The following is a 22,607-nucleotide window of genomic DNA, read 5'->3' as shown; positions in this document are numbered from 1 at the left end:
AGATAGAGGGTGAAGGGGGATTAATATGTCAAGGGAGTTGAGGAGCCAGGAGCTTATCAACGCTTCGACAGCCCTTAATTCTACTTCATGATTTGGTTTCTGTACTGCGTCGGCGTCAGCCCCGTCAGTTGCTTAAAGGTACGGTTGAAATGCGAGATAGAGTCGAAGCCGCACTCCACCGCTATCTGCGAAATCTCCATGTCACCGATGGTCAGCAGCTTGCACGCATAGCCGATACGCATATCCGTTACATATTGCAGGAAAGTCTTTTCCGTGACCTCTTTGAAGAAGCGGCAAAAGGCGCTGCTGTTCATATTCGCCATTTCGGCAATCTCGTCGAGCTTGAGGGAACGGGTGTAATTGCTGTTGATGAAGGAGATGATTTTATCAATCCGTTTGTTGCCTGCCGTGGGGAACTTCTCGTAGTAGAAAGGGCTTGCCAACATCTTCTTTGGGGAGGACACGGACAATCCCTGTAATAAATCCAGCAATCCCGTTATCTGCCCGAAGCCTTTCAGTTCGGGAAAAGCGGATACCATGTCACGTGCCGGGCTGTCGTCGGCTGTGTGAAAAACGACTCCCCGTTTGGCCTCTTTCAGCAGCAGCCGTATCTGATGAAACTGCGGATAATGGTCGAAAGAGTATTGCATGAAGTTCTCCTCGAACTGAATGATGGTGCCTTGCACCCGCAGCAAAGGATTACCGCAATGATAAGCATCGTCACTCCGCATGTAATGAGGCAGGTTGGGACCGAACAATATCACATCGCCGTCCGAAAACCGCTCTATGCAATCGCCCACAAAGCAGCGGCCGCTACTGTTCCTCACATAGATTATTTCGTACTGGCTGTGGAAGTGCCAGGGATAAGTGAAACGGTCGTAGTCGTAGTAACGCGCCTTTATCGGGTTGGATTCCGATATCTGGAGTTGTTCGTTTATTATCTGTCTCATAACGCTGCTTGCTATCAGTCCGGCATCTGCCGGCTTGTCCGTAGAACAAAGATACGAATAATAATAATAAGTACACCGGGAAGAAAGAAATTACAAAGAGGGGATAACGGAAATAACAAGGGGGAACAACGAAAATACCAATAGCCGGTACACGGAATACCAACGCTTGGTAGCGGTTGTACCAAAGCATGGTACGAACCGTACCTTAGTGTGGTATGAGATGTACCAACCGTTGGTATAGGCCGTACCAGATGCCGGTACTATATTGGTACTTATATGCTATTGATTTAAAGTCGTTTACTTCTCCGCGCCGGCTACTATCCCATCTTTCTTCCGATATATGCAAATATCCGCAAATATCCTGCAAATATCCGTTCATATACGGAGTGTTTTAGTGCCTATATTTGCACCGGATAAAGATGTGCATAGTTAGTTCATACTATCTGTCATTCAGAGAATACAGGCTTGCAACATCTGCTCAAATAATCATTTTAAATCATTAATACAAAGGAAGTATGGAAAAGACTTGGAGATGGTTTGGTAAAAAAGACAAAATAACGCTCGATATGCTTCGTCAAATCGGTGTGGAAGGTATAGTCACCGCTTTGCACGATGTGCCCAACGGCGAAATATGGACAGAGGAAGCTATCAACGATTTGAAGGCATATATCGAGTCCTACGGTTTGCGCTGGTCGGTTGTAGAGAGCCTGCCCGTATGCGAGGCCATTAAGTACGCCGGACCGGAACGCGAACAACTGATAGAGAATTACAAAATCAGCCTCGCCAACCTGGGTAAATGCGGCGTAAAGACCGTATGCTACAACTTTATGCCCGTTATCGACTGGATACGTACGGATTTGCAGCATCCCTGGGCGGACGGTACATCATCACTCTATTTCGACCGGGTACGTTTTGCCTATTTCGACCTGCGCATTCTTCAACGTGAGGGAGCCGAGAAAGACTACTCTGCAGAAGAACTGGCTAAGGTGGCCGAGCTGGACAAAACCATCACCGAAGCCGAAAAAGAGAGCCTTATCGACACAATCATCGTAAAGACACAGGGATTCGTAAACGGCAACATCAAGGAAGGCGACAAGAACCCGGTGAATATCTTCAAGAACCTGCTGGCCTTGTACAAAGGTATCGACCGCGACGCGCTCCGCGAAAACATGCGGTATTTCCTTGCCGCCGTCATGCCGGTGTGCGAGGAATACGGAGTGAATATGTGCGTACATCCCGACGACCCTCCTTTCCAAGTATTGGGTCTGCCGCGTATCGTTACCAACGAGGAGGACATCGCATGGTTCCTGAACGCTGTGGATAATCCTCACAACGGACTGACCTTCTGTGCCGGCTCGCTCAGCGCGGGAGAGCATAACGATACCCGCGAACTCGCCAGAAAGTTTGCATCACGCACCCACTTTGTACATCTGCGCAGCACCGCAGCCATGCCGGGCGGAAATTTCATAGAAAGCTCCCACCTGACGGGACGCGGGCACCTCATCGACCTTATCCGTATCTTCGAGCAAGAGAATCCGAACCTGCCCATGCGTGTAGACCACGGACGGATGATGCTGGGCGATGAGAACAAAGGATACAACCCCGGCTATTCATTCCACGGCCGCATGCTGGCGCTGGCACAGGTGGAAGGCATGATGGCAGTGGTGCGGGATGAAATGGGGATTGAGAATTAAGTATGAAGTATAAGAACGATAAATAATAAAAGAAAGAAAAACTATGAACGAACAATTCAGTATTGCAGGTAAAGTAGCGGTCATCACCGGTGCAGGTGGTGTATTGGGTGGCAGCATCGCCAAATGTTTTATGCAACAAGGCGCTAAAGTTGTAGCGGTGGACATCCGTCAGGAACAACTGGACAAGCGCGTAGAGGAACTGAAAACGTATGGTGAAGATGTTATCGGTATCGTAGGTAACGTACTGGACATCGCCAGCCTTGAGAAACTTGCCGATGACATCGTTGCCAAGTGGGGACGTATCGACATTCTGCTCAACATCGCCGGCGGAAATATGCCGGGCGCAACTCTGGCTCCCGACCAGCACTTCTACGACATGGATATCTCCTGCTGGGAGAGAGTTACCAACCTGAACATGAACGGAACCGTTTATCCGTCTTTGGTGTTCAGCAAAGTGATGGCAAAGCAGGGTAAAGGATGCATTGTCAACGTATCTTCCATGGCGGCATACAACGCCATCACCCGTGTTCCGGGTTACTCGGCCGCCAAGACGGCCGTTGCCAACTTCACGCAATGGCTGGCAAGCGAACTGGCTCTGAAATACGGAGACGGTATCCGTGTCAACGCCATCGCCCCGGGCTTCTTCATCGGCGACCAGAACCGTGCCGTACTCATCAATCCCGACGGCTCACTGACCGACCGCAGCAAGAAAGTATTGGCCAAGACTCCGATGAAACGCTTCGGTGACATCAACGAGTTGAACGGCGCCGTACAATTCCTGTGCAGCGATGCCGCCAGCTTCGTTACAGGTGCATTGCTCCCTATCGACGGTGGTTTCAGCGCATTCAGCGGAGTATAATCCGGCAGAGGTTTCCTCTAAGGAATGAATAAAGAAGGCTCTCTACCTTGCGGTAGAGAGCCTTCTTATTTATTATAAACTTATAAAATGGATATTGCTTAATATCCCGGATTCTGCTCTGCTTTCTTTTCTTCCGGAGTCAGTGCGTGACCGTTCTTCTGGATAGCATCCAGGTAGGTTTGCGGAATAGGACGCAGCAAGTGACGTTCTTCGATATTGGGAGCCGCTTCCGGATTGAAGGCTTTAACGCGGGCCACCAATGTTTTGGTTCTTGCCAAATCTACCCAACGGTGGAATTCACCGCAAAGTTCACGAGAACGTTCGTTCAGCAACAGACACATCATGCGGTCGTAATCTGAAGAGTAGCCGAGTTTGGCTATGATTGCCTCATCTTCAGCCGGAAGATTATGAATATCCGTTATATCCAAGCTGGTAGCTGCCGTGGTTTCGGTTATGTTGTTGGATTCATAGTAGGAGTTCTCCGTATAATATGAATTCACGCCGTCATTCTTCCAACCCAGTGCATTTTCATTGTACGATGCCCCGCCGTCGCAATATGCGGAACGGTCTTCACCGCTCTTATAAGCCGCACGCTGACGAATCTTGTTGATATAATACAATGCATCATCGTATTGATTCTGACGGATCAGGACTTCGGCTGCAATCAGGTAGGTTTCGCCTACACGTGCCAGGATACCGTCACGATGTCCCTGCATATCGCCGAGCGCTTCACGAGAACCGTCGATATACTTATTAAGAGAAGCAAAACGTGTTACATCGTCATACAAGGCCACATCATCCGCACCATTACGGTCTTTCGGGTAAGCAACGAATACGGTAGGAATCTTCTTGCCGGTCTTGCTGTCCGTTACCTTCTCAGTGAGCTGTACTCCGTCAAAACGAGTATCGCCCGGACGATTGATAACATACATCACTCCCAAATCTCCCAACTGATAACCGGAATCTTTCTTGGGATTGTTCACGGCATATTTAGTCTTGAAGCTTTTCCAGAAACGTGAATCATTGACCATATCATACACATTGTACATGTAGTAAGAAGTTCTCAGACGTTGATATTCACGTCCACCTGCCAAGTCGCGCTTCATCTGAGGCAGATTGTTGTAAACGGACAGGAAATAGAGATGGCAAGGATTGCCGTTGGCTCCTTCGGATGATTTATCAGAAGAGAACTGAGCGGAAAGGATTATCTCATCCAATTGCTCGCTGGGGCCGTCGGGCTCCGTATAGTTCCACAGTGCGGAGAAGTTCTCAGCCAACTGATGATGCGCAATCACTTCTTTAGCCAAACGCAAAGCCTCCGTCAGGTCTTCGTCTTTAGTAGCACTGTTCCAACTGTCGTTAATCTCACTGGCACGGAACAGATACGCTTTAGCAAGGAAATGAGCGGCAGCGTCTTTAGTCATTTTTCCGGTCAGGCTTGCCGTTTCGGGAAGCATATCATAGGCATTCTTCAAATCGCTGATAGCCTGCCCTACGGTAGCTTCCGCAGAAGAGCGGGTGAACTCACGAAGAGGCACATCACTCGGTTCGAGCTTCAAAGGTACGCCGCCATATTGAGAAACCAACTTCAAATAGTTGAACCCGCGCAGGAAATAAGCCTCTCCCATATAGGTCTTCTTATTTGCACCCGTATAGCTGTCAGGAGTAATCTTGCTCAGCAACAGGTTAGCATTATTGATACCGATGTACATATTGTCCCAAAGGCTTTCCGCCATTGTAGTATTGGAGTTGGCTGCCACAATTTGTGACTGGAAACTACCGTCATAATTGTTCCATACCTTGTTGGAACCGTCACCGCCCACGGTAAACTCGTCCGTACCATAGTTAGTGGTGGCATATGCCCACTCCTTACCAAAGTGGAAACGCAAATTATAATACATGCCTATTGCCAGCTGGTCAATACCTTCTTCCGTATCAAAATAGTCGGTATTCTGCTGAGTAGTCAGTTCTTCATCCAGAAAATCGCTGCAGGAAGCCATTGAACCTCCTAAAGCCAAGGCCATCAAGCCGAATGTAATACTTTTATATAGTTTCATGGTTATATGCTTTTAAAGTTTAAAATCCTACGTTCAATCCTATTGTGAAACCACGGTTCCAAGTGGATGTCAGGTTTTGGGAAGCATCCAGTTCAAGGAAGTCGATGTTAGAGAAGATACGTCCCGGATTCTTAGCTTGTACATACACTTTCAAGTTAGACAGATTCCACTTCTTAACCAATGTTTGCGGGAAAGTATAACCTAATGAAATATTACGCACTTTGAGGAACGAACCGTTCTTATAACCCAAAATCTGATAGTAAGGATCACCTCCTCCATCATCGTGGATAGGTTTCTGGTACTCGGCATTCTTGTTGTTTTCGTTATAATAGTTAATCTTACGTTGGGTATAACGGCCGCCTTGCCATTCACCGCCGGTATCTACCATATAATCAAAACGTCCATACAGCATAACGGAGAGGTCGAAGTTCTTATAAGAGAAGGTATTTGTCATACCGAAAGTCCAGCGCGGACGAGTATGTCCTATTACCACACGGTCGTCGTTCGGATCAATCTTGTAGTCTCCGTTTTGGTCTACCGGACGTGCCATACCTGCCTGGAACGAATGTCCTTTGGCATTGAACTTAGCCATCTCGGCAGCATCTTCTTCTTTCCAGATGCCAGCCGACTGATAACCGTAGATTACGCCCAGCGCCTGACCGATGAACCAGCTGTTATTGATATCGTCTTCTTTACCGTTGGCCAGCTCGTCAATCTTATCTTTCTGCCAAGCGGCATTGATGCTGGTAGACCATTCGAAAGAACGTGTCTTAACGTTTACGGTGTTCAATGTAAGGTCGATACCGATATTGGAAGTCTTACCTACATTGGCATACGTATTTGTATAACCGTTCAAGGAAGGGATAGTCATTTCCATCAACAAGTCTGTTGTACGGGAAGTATAGAAATCCAAAACTCCCGAGATTCTTCCGTTCAATACCGAGTAATCGATACCGATATTGTACTGTGTAGTCTTTTCCCATGTCAAATCCTTGTTTGCCATAGCTACGTTACCGTCCTTGGCAATGGACTCGGAAGCCACAAAGCCCGGAGTAGGAGAAGCGCCGAACGGATAATATACAGGCACTACCGCACCTTTAGTCTGGTAAGGGTCGATAGCCGAGTTACCGGTCACACCGACACCGACACGCAGTTTCAACTGATTAATCCAGTTAACGTCCTGCAAGAAACCTTCCTGGTCAAGACGCCAGCCTAATGCGGCACTGGGGAAGAAAGCCCATTTATTTCCCTGAGCAAGCTGGGAAGCGCCATCCCAACGGCCGGAAACCGTCAACAGATATTTATTGTTATAGTCATAGTTCAGACGGAACATGTAAGAGAGCAATTGCTTTTCCGTCAAACCGCTGCTCCAGTCATCCAATGCGGAAATATTCTTTTTGCTCAGCGCATTCCATTTTGCGCTTGCCAAAGGAATGTTGATAGCAGCCATAGAAGACTCTTCATAATGATATTTAGTAGCGCTCTGTAACAGAGTTACCCCGAAAGAGTGCTTACCTATTTCTCTATCATAGTAAATCAAATTGTCCAATGTCCAAGAGAAGTCGGATGAATTAGACAGCTTGGCGCGGTTAGTACCCTCGCGGCTTACGGATTTTGCATCCTGGAAGCTACCGTTACGGTAATAACGGAAATCGGGACCAAAATTAAAACGATATCTAAGACCTTTCAAAGGAGAGTAAATTTCACCCAAATCCAACTGGGCATACAAACTACCGATGGCACGGAACATACGACGTTCGTTTTCACTATAATTCCATTCGTCTACGATAGTCTTTACTTTATCATCACCACCCGGATAGTCGATGCGATTTCCTTCATCATCATAAGGTACAGCGTAAGGGTATAAACTGGTAGAAGCGGCATACAAGTTAGACGGTCTGTCTTTCACCATCTGTCCTACCGCTTGCGCAGAAGAGCCGTATTGCTGGTTGCTGAACGTACCGTTGATATTCAAACCCATTTTGAACCATTTGGTCGGGTCCATATCCAAGCTTACTTTCGCTGTATAACGGGTATAAGATTGCCCTCTTACAGTACCTTCATTGTTAAGATAACCGATAGAAGCATAGCCTTTTACCTTTTCAGAACCACCGCTGGCACTCAGTGTGTGCTCATGAGTGATACCGGTTTGCGTAACCATATCAGCCCAATCGGTAGTAGGTACGGCAGCACCATTCCAGCTACCGCCTGCCCATCCTTTTTCAATATTTCTCCAAGCATAGGGGTCTTTTGCTCCATTGAAAATCAAATAGTCACTATCCTTGGTCGGCTGGTCGCCTCTCGGATATTTGTTCGGTTCTTTGTAGTAATAAGCCCAACGACGCCAATCGATATACTCGGCAGAGTTCATCATTTCGGAATAGTCCTGCAAATTTTCGATAGTAACCGTACCGGAGTAGTTCAAGGACATTTTGCCTTCTTTACCGGATTTGGTAGTAACCAGAATAACGCCATTGGCACCACGGGAACCGTAGATAGCTGTGGCAGAGGCGTCTTTCAACACATCGATAGATTCGATATCTTGCGGATTCAAGGTTTCAATACCGCTATTGGACATCAAAGGGATACCGTCCACTACATACAGCGGGGTATTGCTGGCGCTCAAAGAACGCACACCGCGTACGTTAATTGTTCCGACTTCACCCGGGCGCTCATTGCTGACAATGTCCACACCGGCTGCCTTACCCTGCATGGCTTCAAAAGCATTGGCTACCGGACGTGAATTCAGTTCTTCGGAACCTACGCGAATCATGGCGCCGGTAACATCCGATTTCTTCTGAACGCCATAACCCACTACCACTACTTCATCCAGCATTTCATTGTCTTCCACAAGTACCACTTTAAGACTGGTCTTGTTCTTCGCGGAGATTTCCTGGGTCTTGTAACCGATATAACTGATCTGGATAACTCCCGCTTCGGGCACGTCATTCAGCGTGAACTTACCGTCGATGTCAGTGATGATTCCGTTCGTTGTCCCTTTGACAAGAACACTGGCACCGATGATAGATTCACCGTTTCCGTCCACTACAAGTCCTGTGATTGTTTTGTTTTGCGCGAATGCGCATAAGGTTGCTGCAAAAGCAAAGAGCACAAACAGCACCTGACGCTTAAGTATACTCATAGAATATACTCCTTCTTTCTTCCTGCTTCTCATAGAATAATCTTGGTTTAACAATTAGTTTAACATTAGCGTTTTTCTAACACAGTGTTTGATACGGGCAAAATTATTAATCTCAAAGCAGTTATAGCATAACCGTTTTGATACAATTCATTCTTTTTTTGCTATAAATGAGTGGGGAAAAGATAGAAGATTATCCGATAATATCGCTCCTATCAAGCGATAGGTAATGTAAACCAAAAGCACGCCCCTTTGCCCGGTTCGCTCTCTACGCCGATGGTTCCGCCCAGTTGCTCAACGATGCTCTTACTGATGGACAACCCCAATCCGGTTCCATGCACAAAAGAGTTCAACTTGACAAAACGGTCAAATATTTCGGTTTGCTTTTCCTGCATGATGCCAATCCCGGTATCGGCGACATAAAAGCGTAAATGGCCGGCATCTATCCGGTCATATCCCAAACGTATGCTACCGGTGGCAGTAAACTTTATCGCGTTATTAATAAAGTTGGCGATGACCTGGTTCAAGCGGTTGCGGTCGCTCGCTATGACGCACTCCGGCAGGTGACGGTCGAAGACGACCTCTACTCCCGGCTTGGCTTTTAGCTTCATCACACGCACCATGTCTTCACATAGCAGGTTTACATCCAGTTCCCGTTCGACGAAGTCAAAGGTTCCGGCTTCCATTTTAGACAAATCCAGAATATCGGATATCAGTTGCAGCAACAGTTCGTTGTTTTCTTCTACGATTGCCATGTACTGCTCCCGTTCTTCCGGATTCTCTTCCTGCACCAGCAGACTGGAGAAGCCGACAATCGCATTCAACGGAGTACGTATCTCATGGCTCATATTGGCGAGGAAAGCGCTTTTCAGGCGGTCGGCCGTTTCGGCTTTCTCTTTGGCATCGATCAGTTTGGATTCGGTTTCTTTCAGCTCCGTGATATCATAGTTTATGCCGATAAGCTCGATTACTCCGTTTTCCGGCTTAAACTGGTTGACTACCACGTTGGTGCGTATCCAGTTCCATTGGTCTTTTGTTCCCGGACGCAAGATACGCATCTCTCCCTTGAAGTCTTTCACTTTGCCGAGACGCGCCTTATAGAAGAAGTCCAGCATCTGTTTTCTATCCTCCGGATGCATCTTGCCATATACTCCTACGACTTCCGGCAAGGAAGCGTTTTCATCTTCTCCCATATTCTTATACCATTGCTTGATGGCATAACCTTTCTTATCCAGCAGATTCAACTTTGCATAACCCACTTTCGCATAATCGGAAATCAACAGGAAGAAGTTCTCAAAATCGCATATGCGGCTCAAAGCGTCTATACGCTCGGTATTATCAATATTGATTAGGGCATATCCGGTAAAGTATCCTTTACTGTCGTATATCTTACTTACTTTGGTGTACAGATTAATCTTATTACGCCTGTCGGAAGGATAATACCCCTCTATACTCCCGAATTCATAATCCAGACGGAAATCCACGACATCCTGCTCGCGTATCCGCTCTATCAGTTGAGGGGACAGATTCGGATTCTCAAACAGGTTGATACCTATTACATCGGCTTTGTCGCGGATGCCGAATATCTCCATGTTCTTATTGTTAATATCTACCAGAATACCGTTCGTATCATAAATCTCCACTCCGGCCGGTATATTGGTAAAGATATTCCTGAACAGTTTCTCACTGCGGTCTAAAGCCTGGCGCTCATGTATAGCCTCATCTTTCGCTTTACGCAACTCGACGCAAATGCTGATGATATTCGCCAACGAGCTCAACCACTGGTAGTCTTCATTACTCCACAAGATGGTACGGTCTACCAAATCCACTCCCATAAATCCTTTCACCGTATCATCCGCCACCAATGGAACAACCATCAGCGCCTTGATGCCCTGCCGGTCCAATAATTGGAATTCGCTTTCTTCCATTTCGGGCAGCTTATACAATGACTCGAACAATATAGGTTTCCCGGATAGAATCTGCGAAGCCCACCATGACATGGAAGTCACCGGAATATTCTGGAGTGTTTCTATGGCCGGCATTACTCCTTCGGCTACAACCTCGTACGTACAAGTCTGGGAAGTATAATCCTCGTTATACTCAAAGATATAGGCGCGCCCCGCACGGAAGAAATCCAGAATATCTTTCAGGATTTCGTAAATGCCGGAAGCCACCGATTCATCTTTCAGAAAATGGGACAAGGAATGGGAAATGGAATTCTGACGGTACAACAGATTATTGATATGGCACATTCTGTCCTTATCTTCTTTATTCACGGGTTCCGTTACGCGTTGCAGAATTCCGAAGACTTTTAAATGTCCGTCAGGCGTAATCTCCTTAAAACCCATACGGGAATGTACCCAAATCACTCCTGCCGCAGTATGAATAGGAAAGGTCTGTTCGTAGACTTCCACTTCTGTAATGGCAAGAAACTCTCTGGTAATGCGCCCCCGATAGTCTTCACGAATCATCCGGCCGAAATCCATGAAAGAAAGTGACTCTCCTTTTACTCCCAACAAATCGCATACATATTCGGAACAAAGATACTGCTTAGCGGAGAAGTCGGCCTCCCACCAACCAATCCGTCCAAGCAGGGATAGGCGGCGAAAACGTTCGGTGTCATTGTGAAGGGGAACGCCCATAATGTGTCTATTTTTTTAATGATTATACAAATGTAGAGATAAAACTTCAATAACCAAGTACCTTATATTCTTTTTTAAGTTGCACGGCATGACAAAATCATACAGATTGTGTAACAGAGCCTTAATAAAAACGAAAATGTATTGTATAAGGTATGTACCACTCTTGAAATACGCCCGGCGCATCTTTGCAGCGAACTAAGAAACGTATAAAAGAGATGAGTATGAAAGTAGATTTAGGAAAGATTTTCTTCCTTATTTTATTCCTTACACTTTCTGTCATGACGGCCATGGCAGGCACCATCAAAGGTACTATCACCGACAAGCAGACCCGAGAACCGCTGACCGGAGCTACCGTGCAGATAGCAGGAACCACGCAAGGCGCCATCGCCGATATGGACGGCAACTACTCCTTGGATGTGAAAGACGGTACTTACACATTGTACATTAAATATGTGGGTTACAAAGATATCGTACTGAATAATGTAAAAGCAGGCAATACCGACGTCGTACTGAACTTCGAGTTGGAAAGCGACGCACAGGCGTTGAGTGAGGTATCCGTAGTAGCCGCAGCAAAAAAGAACAATGAAGTGTCCCTGATGCAGGAACAGAAGCGCAGTTTAGTGGTACAAAGCGGCGTATCCGCCCAACAGATTGCCAAAACACAGGACAAAGATGCCTCCGAAGTTATCAAGCGTGTACCGGGTGTATCCATTATAGACGAGAAGTTTGTCATGGTGCGCGGACTGTCCCAACGTTACAATAATGTATGGATGAACGGCAGCGCCGTTCCCAGTTCGGAAGCCGACTCACGCGCTTTCTCTTTCGACATCATTCCCAGCTCCCAACTGGACAACATGGTTATTGTAAAAAGCCCTGCCCCCGAATATCCCGCAGACTTTACCGGTGGTTTTATTCTTATCGACACTAAAGATATGCCAAGCGAAAACGGCTTTAATCTTTCTATCGGAGGCGCAATCAATGACCAGACCCATTTTAAAGATTTTCTAAAAGCCAAAGGGGGAAACATGGACTGGCTGGGATTCGGCACCGGTTTCCGCACACTCGACGCCGGTATGAAAGGAGCATTAAATACATATCCGAACTATGCCAACGGCAATACCGCCCGTATAGACATCCTTAACAACGGCCTTAACAACGACTGGACACTAAAGACCATAAAGCCTGTCGGAGACCTTAAAGTAAATCTGTCTTACAACCATAAATGGGAAACCGAGAGCGGACGTACCTATGGTATGCTGGCAGCCGTAAATTACAGTAATACTTATAAAACGTATCTGGATATGGAGAATTCCCTTTACGGTCCGTACGATACATCCAATGACAAAACCGTATTCCTACGCAAAGCAACAGATAACCAATACAGTAATGATGTGCGTCTGGGCGCTATGCTGAATCTCACCTTTCAGCCGAGAGACAGCCGTCACCGTTATGAATTTAAGAACATTTTCAATCAAATAGCCAAAGGCCGCTATTCGGAACGTACCGGATTCAACGCCCAGCCCGATAATATCAATAATATGGAATACTACTATTCCAGCCGTACTACATACAACACGCAATTTACCGGCAAACATACGTTTGATGCCAATAAGCTCGACTGGAGCATCGGTTATGCGTATGCCAACCGTAATCTGCCCGACCGCCGCCTCATCGAGCGTACCGACCGTACAGACGAAACCATGAGTATCTATCGTATCAGCCGTGAGTTCACCAAACTGGACGAGCATATCGCGTCGGCTAATGTAAACTACCGTCATGATTTCCAGTTCGGAAACATTGAACCGACTTTGAAAACCGGTTTGTACGGCGAATACTGCACGCGTACCTATAATACCCGTCAGTTTCAATACGGCTGGGACCCTGATAACGCTTTGCCGGATCGGTTTGAGTTCGACACTGACGTTGTAAATAACGTACTGATTGACTCCAATTACGGAACCGACAAACTCTATATGCAGGAAGAAGTGAACTACATGAACAACTACGAAGGAAAGAACACTCAAATTTCCGGTTATGCAGGAATCAACATCCCCATAGGCGCTTTCAGTTTATATGCCGGAGTACGTTATGAGCACAACCGCCAGGAACTCATCATGAATACCCGGCAATACGAGGAGAGCAAACGCAGTACTTTCTACGATTATAACGACCTCTTCCCCTCTTTGAATGCCACATACAAACTAAACGAGAAGCAGCAGTTCCGCCTGGCTTACGGCAAATCCGTGAATCGTCCGGAATTTCGCGAACTTTCCACTTCCGTTTACTACGACTTCGACCTCGGCAGTGACGTGATGGGTAACTCCGGTTTGAAAGCAGCCTATATACAAAATGTAGACCTGCGTTACGAATGGTATCCCGACAATGGCGAACAAATCTCCGTGGCCTTATTCTACAAACATTTCAAAAACCCTATTGAATGGACATACACCATGTCCGGCGGTACCGACCCGATTTATTCCTATATTAATGCCAAAGGAGCCGACAACTATGGTATAGAAGTGGATATCCGCAAAAACCTCGACTTTATCGGTATGAAGAACTTCAGCCTTTCATTCAACGGGGCGCTCATCAAAAGTAAAGTTCAGTTTGCGGCGGGAACTAACAATATCGACCGGCCTATGCAAGGGCAATCACCGTACCTCATCAACACAGGATTATTCTATAACAACACAGAGAAAGGCTGGAATGCCGCCATCCTCTACAATCGTATCGGTAAACGCATTATCGGTGTAGGCAACCGCTACGGCAGTTCTTCCGAAGGTGATGCACGCAATATTCCCAACTCCTATGAAATGCCTCGTAACAGCATTGACCTCTCTGCCAGCAAAAAGTTTGGCAATCTGGAAATAAAAGCCGCTATACGCGACCTTCTTGCAGAGCGCTATTACTTCAAACAGTTTGAGGATGTAGTAGTAAACGGACAAGCCCGTACCATTGAAGAAATAACGCGCAGTTATAAACCCGGACGGAGTTACAACCTGACAATCGGTTACAGTTTTTAAATATACAAGAGAGACTAACAGATTAGAAACAGAAATCCAAAACAAAAAAGAAGTATGAAAATGGAAATTAAAAAGTTTGGCTGGGCCAGTATGATATGCGCAGCCATTGTAATGGGAAGCGGATTAACATCCTGCTCTGATGATGACAATACCGGAAATGGCAATACCGAAGAACCGAAAGTAATTTACGACGGAACGACAGCCGTCAGCGAAGGTATTCTATTCAACAAAGGTACAGAACTGGGTAGTGGCGACCAAGAATTTGTATTTACCGGTGACGTAACACTGGAAAAAGGAACTTACCTCTTGAAAGGTTGGGTATACATTGCCAGCGGAGCCAAGCTGAGAATTCCCGCAGGTACAATCATTAAAGGCGACAAGCAGACCAAAGCCGCCCTTATAGTGGAACCCGGCGGTTACGTAGAAATGAAAGGAACCAAAGAAGCTCCTATCGTAATGACTTCCGAAGAGGCTCCGGGTAACCGCAAGCCCGGTGACTGGGGTGGCCTGATAATTTGTGGTAAAGCCAAGAACAATGAGGGAACCAAACAAATAGAAGGTGGTCCGCGTACAACTTTCGGTGGTGATAACGACAGTGACAATTCCGGTATCTATCAATACATCCGCGTGGAATTTGCCGGTTATCCGTTCAAAACAGATCAGGAAATCAACGGAATCACTTTTGGTTCTGTCGGTAGCGGTACAACCATCGACCACTTACAAGTATCTTATTCCAACGATGATTCTTACGAATGGTTCGGCGGTACGGTAAATTGCCGGTACCTGGTGGCCTACAAAGGTTGGGATGACGAGTTCGATACCGACAACGGTTTCAGCGGAACAGTACAATACTGTCTTTCAATCCGTGACCCGCGCATTGCCGATACATCTCAGTCCAACGGCTTTGAGAGCGACAACAACGCAAGCGGTACGGAAACGGCCCCATTTACTACCGCCACTTTTAAGAACATAACTTTCATCGGTCCCAAGACCGCCTTGAATACGGACTTTGCCAACACTTCAGACTACATCACCGGCGGTAGCGTATATCCGAACAACGGCTCTAAACTCGGTAAATTCCAATCTGCCATGCAAATCCGCCGTAGCAGCAGGTTGAATTGTGAAAACTCATTGGCAGTAGGTTATCCTATCGGCCTGATTATAGATGGCGAAAAAGGCAATACACCGAAGTATGCCAAAGAGGGCGGCTTCACATTGAAGAACATCATCTTCGCAGGTATGGATATTATCGGCTCCGACGGTAACAAAATTTATGAAGACCACTTATCCGCCGACGGCAAAAATATAACAGACGGCAGCCGTATATCTTTCTCTCACGAGTTCTTTGTAAACGACGGTTCCTTGGGCACTACTTACGCCAATTCCATCAATAATGCAGTGAAGAGCGAATCCGAATTAGGCCTGACCGACCCGATGAATACCGGCCAGAAATATTGTCCGGCTTCAATCCTCTCCGATGGTAATAACGGTTATATCGGAGCTTTTAAAGACGCCAACGACGACTGGATGAAAGGTTGGACCAACTTTGATCCGCAAAATACCGTATATTAGTTAAACGGAAATCCGGTTAGGGGATATTCAGATAAAAACAGCCTGTATCAGAATAAGATAATAGCTCATTCTGATACAGGCTGTTTCTTCTATTTCAAAAGCAAGACCAGCAGGAATAAATCTACCGGCAACCAATCCTTGACAGCTAAGAAAGCACCCGTTGGAAGTCCCTTCCCGACGGCGACTGGAATACCTGTAAATCGAATTCGGGGATGATAGCCAGAACATGGTCGAATACATCGGCCTGTACCCCCTCATAAGGAATCCAATCCTTGATGGCACAGAAGAAATAAAGCTCCATAGGAATGCCATGGTCTGTGGGTTGCAGTTGGCGCACCATACAGACAAGTTCCTGATTTACATCAGGAAGGCTTTTCAGGTAGGCGGTCAGATAAGCCCGGAACACCCCCAAATTGGTTTGGCGACGACCGTTGACGAGAATGGAGTTATCGATATGATGTTCTTTATTGTACTCCTCTATCACCGCTTCGGTATGCTCCACATAGTCCTTCAGCAAACGAATTTTACGATACTTGTCCAACATCTCCGGAGTACAGAACTTCACGCTGTTCATATCGATGTTAATGGAACGCTTGACACGCCGCCCGCCGCTCTCGCGCATACCGCGCCAGTTCTGGAACGAGTCGCTGACCAGCAGATAGGGTGGAATCGTAGTAATGGTATTATCCCAGTTACGCACCTTTACCGTATTCAGCGTGACTTCTATCACCGTACCGTCGGCGCCGTATTTGGGCATCGCAATCCAGTCACCCACCTTCAGCATATCATTGGCGGATAGCTGTACTCCCGAAACAAATCCCATAATCGAATCTTTGAATACCAGCATCAGGATAGCGGCAGAAGCGCCCAGTCCTGCCAATAGCGACAACGGAGACTTATCAATCAGAATACTTACCACGATGATAGCGCCCACAAACCAGAGAATCACCTGTACCGTCTGCAACATTCCCTTCAAAGGGCGGTCGCGAAGCTGTTCTTTCTCGCTGTACACAGTATAAACCGCTTTCAGGAACGAATTGATAAAACTTAGGAACGTGATAAGAATATAGATAAGGCAGACACGCTGGATGAATCCCAAAGTGGAAGAACTCGTCTCGGCAAAAGCAACCGGAATAAAGATATAGATGATGACAGGAGCCACCATCCGGCTAAGGTGAATCAACACCTTACGGTCGAAAACGATATCATCCCATGTCGCTTTCGTTTTCCTTATCAGATGCGCCACCACCTTTAACAAGATATTCCGGCAAATAGCGTCCGCCAGAAAAGCGACTATAAGCACAAGCGCAAAAGCTATAAATTGATCGAGCATATCGGCCAGAGAAGGGGCTATTCCCCAGGAAATCAATAATTCGTCGATATTCTTTAATATGTCCATGATGTTTAAATATAAAGTATAATAGGTGGTCAGAGCTTCTCCCGTTCGAGGAACTCCCGGATGTCTTCTTTCAACCACTGATAGAGATAAAGGTTCTTGTAACCGCTGTTTTTCTTCAACATGACAGCTACATTGACCTGGCTGTTCTCATAGCCCGTCAGTTCATTGCGGAACTGTTCGTTATGCTCCGCCAGACGTTTAATTTCCTGTTCACGCTCACGACGGAGTACGGTACAAACGGGTATCAGCAGCTTCAACACCACACAGTCCATAATGTGATGTCCCTGTATATAGAGATAGGTATTGTCGGGAACTAATCCTAATTTACGCAGTTCTTCTCCCAACTTGTCAACGTGCTCTATGTAGTGCGGAAAACGGACTTGCATTTCGGACAACTTGGCAGATACCGTACGCTGCATAGCATCCAAAGCGCTATAAGGATGCCGCAGGCTTATTTCCTGCAAACGGACACAGGCATTAAAATCGTACATAGGGAAGGTATGCGTATCATGCTGGCGATAAAACCATACGTTCCACAGAAACAACGGATAGGCTATCTGTGAATAGCGTTTCAGGAAAGCGGGAAAATCGAGGATATGACGGTCGTTCAACGTTGCCTGCACACAAACTTCATGAAGGCTCTCGGCAAAACAATGGAAGTTCTCAATGGCATATCCGTAAGTCTGGAAAATATAAGGATTGCGGTTTATCTTCCGCGACACATTGGTAGCCCCTTGCAGCAGGAAATCGTAGTCACTGTCCACACAAGCTATCAGGCTGCGTCCCAGCTCCGTTGTATTGAGCGTATTCATCAGCACCATCTTCTTACCCTTCGCCAATGAAGTGGCGGACGGAAGCATTACTTGAAAATAGCGTTCCTCGTTCTCGAACTCTGCCAAAAGAGTACGCCAAAAAGCTATATCATCATAGCTTTCCACATACGCCACAATGCGTCTGCTCCCCCTCTTCGATGAGAATTTATGCGCGGCGTCCAGATAAGCGGAAGTCAGATTATGTCGTAAAGATGTTGCCAAAACAGTGATGAATGATGATTTTAATGAATCATTTAATTTATAATCGTTGAAATATCTTCCACTTCCGTCACTGCATCCAGCCATCCTTCCATGATAACGGCAGGCGAATGGGTAGTGAGGATAAGCTGTACATTCGGATTCAAATCACGTATCATACCGATAAGCTTTTGCTGCCATTCAATGTGCAATGACGCTTCCGGCTCATCCATAAAGAGTACACAATGGTCTTCGTCGCGCACGAGGACAGTCAGCAGGATTACCAGCATCTGTTTCTCACCGGATGAGAGTTTATAGGGAAGCAACCGTTCTCCATCCTGGAAAAAGACGATATCATTGCTCTTGCGGTCAATCTTCTTGCGGGTATAGCTGAACAGTTCGTCAACCATATCCTGGAACTTCCGTTTAGGTACGGAAAGAGCCGGAGCCATACTCCGCTGTTCCTCGTCGCCGCTCAACAGTTCAATCATCTTGTTACCGATATTCACTTGGTAATCAAGATAACGACGTTGGAGCAGATAGAGTTGCCAGTCCAGTTCGGACTTTACGTTCGGGTCTGCCATGCGGGCGGTGAAATCTCCCATGATAAGGGGACGGTCGTAACTGCGGATTACATCATAAGGGATGAAAGTCGCTTCCGGATTATCGAAAAAAACGTGTACTCCGTTCTTCTCATCACTCTTCACTTCTCCGGTGGTTTGCTCCAGATAACCCACCGAACGGTTCAGAATCGTAGTCTTTCCTACCCCGTTGATACCGGAAAGAATGTTGACATCGGGACGCAACTCCCAAGCTATATTATATCGATGCCACAGTCCGTGTATCTCGATACGTCTGATGTAATTGGCTTGTACTTCCATGATTCCTCTATATTCGTGTAGCAAATATAAAGAAAGAGATTGAGAATTTAATTACCTTTGCGGCGTTTTTCACCACAACCAATACATATTTTACAATATGAACAAGAACATACAAGGTCACCTCTTCGCTCTGACCGCCAATATTCTATGGGGACTAATGGCACCCATCGGCAAATCCGCATTAGTTGAGTTCTCCGCTTTGTCTGTCACTACTTTCCGCATGGTAGGCGCAGCGGCTTGCTTCTGGCTGCTCTCACTCTTCTGCAAACGTGAGCAGGTAGACCACCGGGATATGTTGAAGATATTCTTCGCCTCTCTTTTTGCATTGGTGTTCAATCAGGGAGTCTACATCTTCGGACTGTCCATGACTTCCCCCATCGATGCCTCTATCGTAACTACCACCCTTCCTATCGTCACCATGATTGTAGCGGCCGTTTATCTGAAAGAGCCCGTTACCAATAAAAAAGTGCTGGGCATTTTTGTAGGGGCAATGGGGGCATTGATACTTATTATGAGCAGCCAAAATGCAAGCAGCGGTAACGGAAGCATCATAGGCGACTTACTGTGTCTCGTCGCCCAAATCAGTTTCTCTATCTACCTGACCGTATTTAAGGGATTGTCCCAAAAATATTCTCCCATCACCCTGAACAAATGGATGTTTGTGTATGCATCCATGTGCTACATCCCTTTCTCCTATCACGATGTGGCCGTCATTCAGTGGACGGAAATCTCTACTGCGGCACTGTTACAAGTAGGCTATGTAGTGGTAGGCGGCAGTTTCTTTGCCTATATATGTATTATGACGGCGCAAAGGCTGTTGCGCCCCACAGTAGTAAGCATGTACAACTACATGCAACCTATTGTAGCTTCAATAGTTACAGTCATAATCGGTATGGCGGTATTCAATCTGGAAAAGGGAATTGCCATTGCGCTGGTATTTCTCGGTGTATATATCGTTACACAAAGCAAATCGCGCAAGGACTTTGAGAAAGAAGGAAAAGAGGTATAGGGAGCAAGAGGTTATCAAAATATGCTTGAGGATTTCTTTCAGGCACGGATTACACAGATTTACTTGATTCTTTTCCGTGTAATCCATGCCTAAAAAGGAACAAACAGCAAGTGTCTTCTACTTTGAGACCCCACTAATTCTTTAATTCCGTAAAATAAGTATCCAGCAAATTCTTGGCAGCGACAAAGGATGTCAGGTTACCTTTTAATACCTGGCTCTCTTTATCGGTCAGCATCGCTTCAATTGTTGGATTATGATAGAAACTGTCACGGAGTTGTTCATTAATGGTTTCGTACATCCAATATTTGCTTTGCTCGTTGCGGCGATATTCAAAGTAACCGTTCTCTTTCACAAAATCGATATATTTGTAGACCATATCCCATACTTCCTGTACCCCGAGGTTGTAAAAGCCGGAATAGGTCAGTACCTGCGGCGTCCAGCCGCTCTCCGGAGCCGGGAAAAGATGCAGCGCATTACGGAACTGGGTGGCGGCCAACTTGGCACGTTCCAGATTATCCCCATCCGCCTTGTTGATGACGATACCGTCCGCCATCTCCATAATGCCGCGCTTGATGCCTTGCAGCTCATCGCCCGTACCGGCAAGCTGGATAAGCAAGAAGAAATCCACCATTGAATGTACTGCGGTTTCACTCTGTCCCACACCCACTGTTTCTACAAATATCTTATCGAATCCGGCGGCTTCACAAAGCACAATCGTTTCACGCGTCTTACGCGCCACACCGCCCAGCGAACCTGCCGAAGGGCTGGGACGGATAAAAGATTTAGGATGAACGGAGAGCTTCTCCATACGGGTTTTATCACCCAAAATACTGCCTTTGCTGCGCTCGCTGCTGGGGTCGATAGCCAATACCGCCAGTTTGCCGTCGTATTTCTCCAATACGTGCAATCCGAATACATCGATAGACGTACTCTTGCCGGCACCCGGTACACCGCTGATACCTATACGGATAGAGTTGCCGGAATATGGCAGGCACTTTTCTATCACCTCCTGGGCAATGGCCTGATGTTCGGGCTTTACGCTTTCCACCAATGTCACAGCCCGACTTAATATCGTAACATCACCTTTTACAATACCCTCTACGTACTCGGCAACGGAAAGCTGGCGTTTCTTCGGCTTCCGCTTCAAATAAGGATTGACGGACGACGGTTGTTCAATGCCTGCATTGACAACCAAACCTTTATATTCTCTGCTATTTTCAGGATGTTCCATGGTAAGATTTATATTATTTCGCTTTAATATTAATCTCGACTTTCGGCTGCATCGGATCATTCGTAATCATCAGTAAGCGCAGATGACGGCGTTTTTTGCCGATATTCCGTTTCGCCACCGTTACACGGAGACGGGTACTTTCTCCCGGTTGCAGCACACTTTTCTTCAAGCTGGCACCCACAGCTGGGTGGAATACCTGCAGTTTGCTGATTTGCAAAGGAGAACGGCCTGTATTCGTTATAATAATGTCCTGACGCGCCTTCGACTTCTTTGCCAATACCGTACTCATATCGATATCCTTAATGGAAAGATTTATGGCAGGGGCATTCGCCTTTTCCGTCTCGGTCATGCCCGAGAAGTCCGGCAGAAGAATGGCGGACACAGGAATTTCATTTTCATCCCCCACCTTGTCACCCGCAAAACGTGCCAGATAGACAGAGGCTTGCGTCAGTCCGAAGTCCGTCAAGCGTTCGGAGTCCAACGTAACGGTGATGACACCCTTTTCTCCTTTTTGCAAGACATTGGGTTTCACTTCCGTTTGCAGATAAGGCGGTAGATGCATCAGCACAGGTTCGTACGGACGGTCTGACAGATTCACGACTCCTATGTGCATAACAGGCTTTTCACCGGCCTGCACATCGGGGAAGTCAAGACTGTTCTTATCAATGCGTATCTGCCCGATGAGATACGGATGGGTTTTAGTAAAATCCTTGATTTCACGCACTACCTCACCGTTGAACTTCAAGTAGACCAAATGAGGTTGCGCATTACTGTAAATGGCTACGGATTTGTTGAAGTGCCCCAGAGCCTCTGCGTCAAAAGTCACATTGACCACTCCCTTTGCACCCGGAGCGATAGGAGTTTTTGTCCACCGTGCTACGGAACAGGCACAATCGGGCTCCACACCGGTAAGCACCAAAGGCTGGTTACCGGAGTTCGTAATGGAATATTGCACCGTTACCGGATGCTTCCATTCAATCTGCCCGAAATCATACATTTCCGTATTAGAGGTGAAACGCGGTTGCGCTACGGCCGTTAATGCCGTAGCTGCAAGCGCATATAGAATGATAAAACTACGTCTCATTTATATTGCTTCTAAATTAGTCGTACAAATGTAAAGTTTTTAAGCGAGATACACAGA

General features: G+C 46.6%; 14 protein-coding genes. 5 read left to right on the top strand and 9 right to left on the bottom strand.

From position 1 onward, the window contains the following. Positions 1-80: 80 nt before the first annotated feature. Positions 81-950: an AraC family transcriptional regulator gene (locus I2F54_RS09605; protein ID WP_022218231.1), complete on the bottom strand. Its 870-nt coding sequence runs from the start codon at positions 948-950 to the stop codon at positions 81-83. Between the two features lie 515 nt (positions 951-1,465). On the opposite strand from I2F54_RS09605, the gene uxuA reads away from it, so the two are divergent. Then, a complete protein-coding gene (gene uxuA, locus I2F54_RS09600) occupies positions 1,466-2,644 on the top strand; it encodes a mannonate dehydratase (protein WP_022218232.1) in 1,179 nt (392 codons plus the stop codon). 43 nt (positions 2,645-2,687) lie between these two features. After that, a complete protein-coding gene (locus I2F54_RS09595; RefSeq protein WP_195501066.1) occupies positions 2,688-3,503 on the top strand; it encodes an SDR family oxidoreductase in 816 nt (271 codons plus the stop codon). 98 nt (positions 3,504-3,601) lie between these two features. On the opposite strand, the gene I2F54_RS09590 is transcribed toward I2F54_RS09595, so the two are convergent. From I2F54_RS09590 to I2F54_RS09580, 3 genes are all read right to left on the bottom strand, one after another. Beyond that, on the bottom strand, positions 3,602-5,560 hold the full coding sequence (locus tag I2F54_RS09590) for a RagB/SusD family nutrient uptake outer membrane protein (RefSeq protein ID WP_129618794.1): 1,959 nt from the start codon (positions 5,558-5,560) through the stop codon (positions 3,602-3,604). A 19-nt stretch (positions 5,561-5,579) separates the two neighbouring features. Further along, positions 5,580-8,735: a SusC/RagA family TonB-linked outer membrane protein gene (locus I2F54_RS09585; protein WP_195207321.1), complete on the bottom strand. Its 3,156-nt coding sequence runs from the start codon at positions 8,733-8,735 to the stop codon at positions 5,580-5,582. Positions 8,736-8,914: 179 nt separating this feature from the next. Then, a complete protein-coding gene (locus I2F54_RS09580; protein ID WP_195501065.1) occupies positions 8,915-11,341 on the bottom strand; it encodes a sensor histidine kinase in 2,427 nt (808 codons plus the stop codon). Between the two features lie 215 nt (positions 11,342-11,556). On the opposite strand from I2F54_RS09580, the gene I2F54_RS09575 reads away from it, so the two are divergent. Both I2F54_RS09575 and I2F54_RS09570 read left to right on the top strand, forming a co-directional pair. Continuing rightward, the gene (locus I2F54_RS09575; protein WP_195501064.1) at positions 11,557-14,364 is read left to right on the top strand and encodes a TonB-dependent receptor; all 2,808 of its coding nucleotides are present in this window, start codon (positions 11,557-11,559) and stop codon (positions 14,362-14,364) included. 54 nt (positions 14,365-14,418) lie between these two features. After that, positions 14,419-15,936 (top strand): hypothetical protein, encoded by a 1,518-nt coding sequence (locus I2F54_RS09570; protein ID WP_195501063.1) that lies wholly within the window; start codon positions 14,419-14,421, stop codon positions 15,934-15,936. 145 nt (positions 15,937-16,081) lie between these two features. Here the strand turns inward: I2F54_RS09570 and I2F54_RS09565 are convergent, their stop codons facing one another. The 3 genes from I2F54_RS09565 to I2F54_RS09555 are packed head-to-tail and all read right to left on the bottom strand — an operon-like array spanning position 16,082 to position 19,226. Further along, the gene (locus I2F54_RS09565) at positions 16,082-17,335 is read right to left on the bottom strand and encodes a mechanosensitive ion channel family protein (protein ID WP_009122999.1); all 1,254 of its coding nucleotides are present in this window, start codon (positions 17,333-17,335) and stop codon (positions 16,082-16,084) included. A gap of 29 nt (positions 17,336-17,364) precedes the next feature. Further along, the gene (locus tag I2F54_RS09560) at positions 17,365-18,369 is read right to left on the bottom strand and encodes a DUF4435 domain-containing protein (protein WP_195501094.1); all 1,005 of its coding nucleotides are present in this window, start codon (positions 18,367-18,369) and stop codon (positions 17,365-17,367) included. 32 nt (positions 18,370-18,401) lie between these two features. Further along, positions 18,402-19,226, bottom strand: a complete 825-nt coding sequence (locus I2F54_RS09555) for an AAA family ATPase (RefSeq protein WP_009122997.1) — start codon at positions 19,224-19,226, stop codon at positions 18,402-18,404. Between the two features lie 97 nt (positions 19,227-19,323). Here I2F54_RS09555 and I2F54_RS09550 point away from each other — a divergent pair, with 97 nt between their 5' ends. Then, positions 19,324-20,235, top strand: a complete 912-nt coding sequence (locus tag I2F54_RS09550; RefSeq protein ID WP_195501062.1) for a DMT family transporter — start codon at positions 19,324-19,326, stop codon at positions 20,233-20,235. A 133-nt stretch (positions 20,236-20,368) separates the two neighbouring features. Here I2F54_RS09550 and meaB read toward each other — a convergent pair whose 3' ends face one another. Together meaB and I2F54_RS09540 are read right to left on the bottom strand one after the other, a co-directional pair. Continuing rightward, positions 20,369-21,466 carry a methylmalonyl Co-A mutase-associated GTPase MeaB gene (gene meaB, locus I2F54_RS09545; protein WP_009122995.1) on the bottom strand — a complete coding sequence of 366 codons (1,098 nt, stop codon included), beginning with the start codon at positions 21,464-21,466 and terminating at the stop codon, positions 20,369-20,371. A gap of 13 nt (positions 21,467-21,479) precedes the next feature. Further along, complete coding sequence (locus I2F54_RS09540) at positions 21,480-22,550, bottom strand: DUF1573 domain-containing protein (RefSeq protein WP_195501061.1); 1,071 nt, start codon at positions 22,548-22,550, stop codon at positions 21,480-21,482. Positions 22,551-22,607 lie beyond the last annotated feature (57 nt).

Origin of the sequence: Bacteroides clarus (assembly GCF_015555825.1) — a bacterium.
In the GTDB taxonomy this organism is placed as follows: Bacteria; Bacteroidota; Bacteroidia; order Bacteroidales; family Bacteroidaceae; genus Bacteroides; species Bacteroides clarus.
This window is presented reverse-complemented; position numbering and strand designations above follow the sequence as displayed.

What these genes read in the sequence shown, in the direction of transcription:
- I2F54_RS09605 (WP_022218231.1), bottom strand. Translation starts at nt 950, where the DNA reads ATGAGACAGATAATAAACGAACAACTCCAGATATCGGAATCCAACCCG.
- uxuA (WP_022218232.1), top strand. Translation starts at nt 1,466, where the DNA reads ATGGAAAAGACTTGGAGATGGTTTGGTAAAAAAGACAAAATAACGCTC.
- I2F54_RS09595 (WP_195501066.1), top strand. Translation starts at nt 2,688, where the DNA reads ATGAACGAACAATTCAGTATTGCAGGTAAAGTAGCGGTCATCACCGGT.
- I2F54_RS09590 (WP_129618794.1), bottom strand. Translation starts at nt 5,560, where the DNA reads ATGAAACTATATAAAAGTATTACATTCGGCTTGATGGCCTTGGCTTTA.
- I2F54_RS09585 (WP_195207321.1), bottom strand. Translation starts at nt 8,735, where the DNA reads ATGAGAAGCAGGAAGAAAGAAGGAGTATATTCTATGAGTATACTTAAG.
- I2F54_RS09580 (WP_195501065.1), bottom strand. Translation starts at nt 11,341, where the DNA reads ATGGGCGTTCCCCTTCACAATGACACCGAACGTTTTCGCCGCCTATCC.
- I2F54_RS09575 (WP_195501064.1), top strand. Translation starts at nt 11,557, where the DNA reads ATGAGTATGAAAGTAGATTTAGGAAAGATTTTCTTCCTTATTTTATTC.
- I2F54_RS09570 (WP_195501063.1), top strand. Translation starts at nt 14,419, where the DNA reads ATGAAAATGGAAATTAAAAAGTTTGGCTGGGCCAGTATGATATGCGCA.
- I2F54_RS09565 (WP_009122999.1), bottom strand. Translation starts at nt 17,335, where the DNA reads ATGGACATATTAAAGAATATCGACGAATTATTGATTTCCTGGGGAATA.
- I2F54_RS09555 (WP_009122997.1), bottom strand. Translation starts at nt 19,226, where the DNA reads ATGGAAGTACAAGCCAATTACATCAGACGTATCGAGATACACGGACTG.
- I2F54_RS09550 (WP_195501062.1), top strand. Translation starts at nt 19,324, where the DNA reads ATGAACAAGAACATACAAGGTCACCTCTTCGCTCTGACCGCCAATATT.
- meaB (WP_009122995.1), bottom strand. Translation starts at nt 21,466, where the DNA reads ATGGAACATCCTGAAAATAGCAGAGAATATAAAGGTTTGGTTGTCAAT.
- I2F54_RS09540 (WP_195501061.1), bottom strand. Translation starts at nt 22,550, where the DNA reads ATGAGACGTAGTTTTATCATTCTATATGCGCTTGCAGCTACGGCATTA.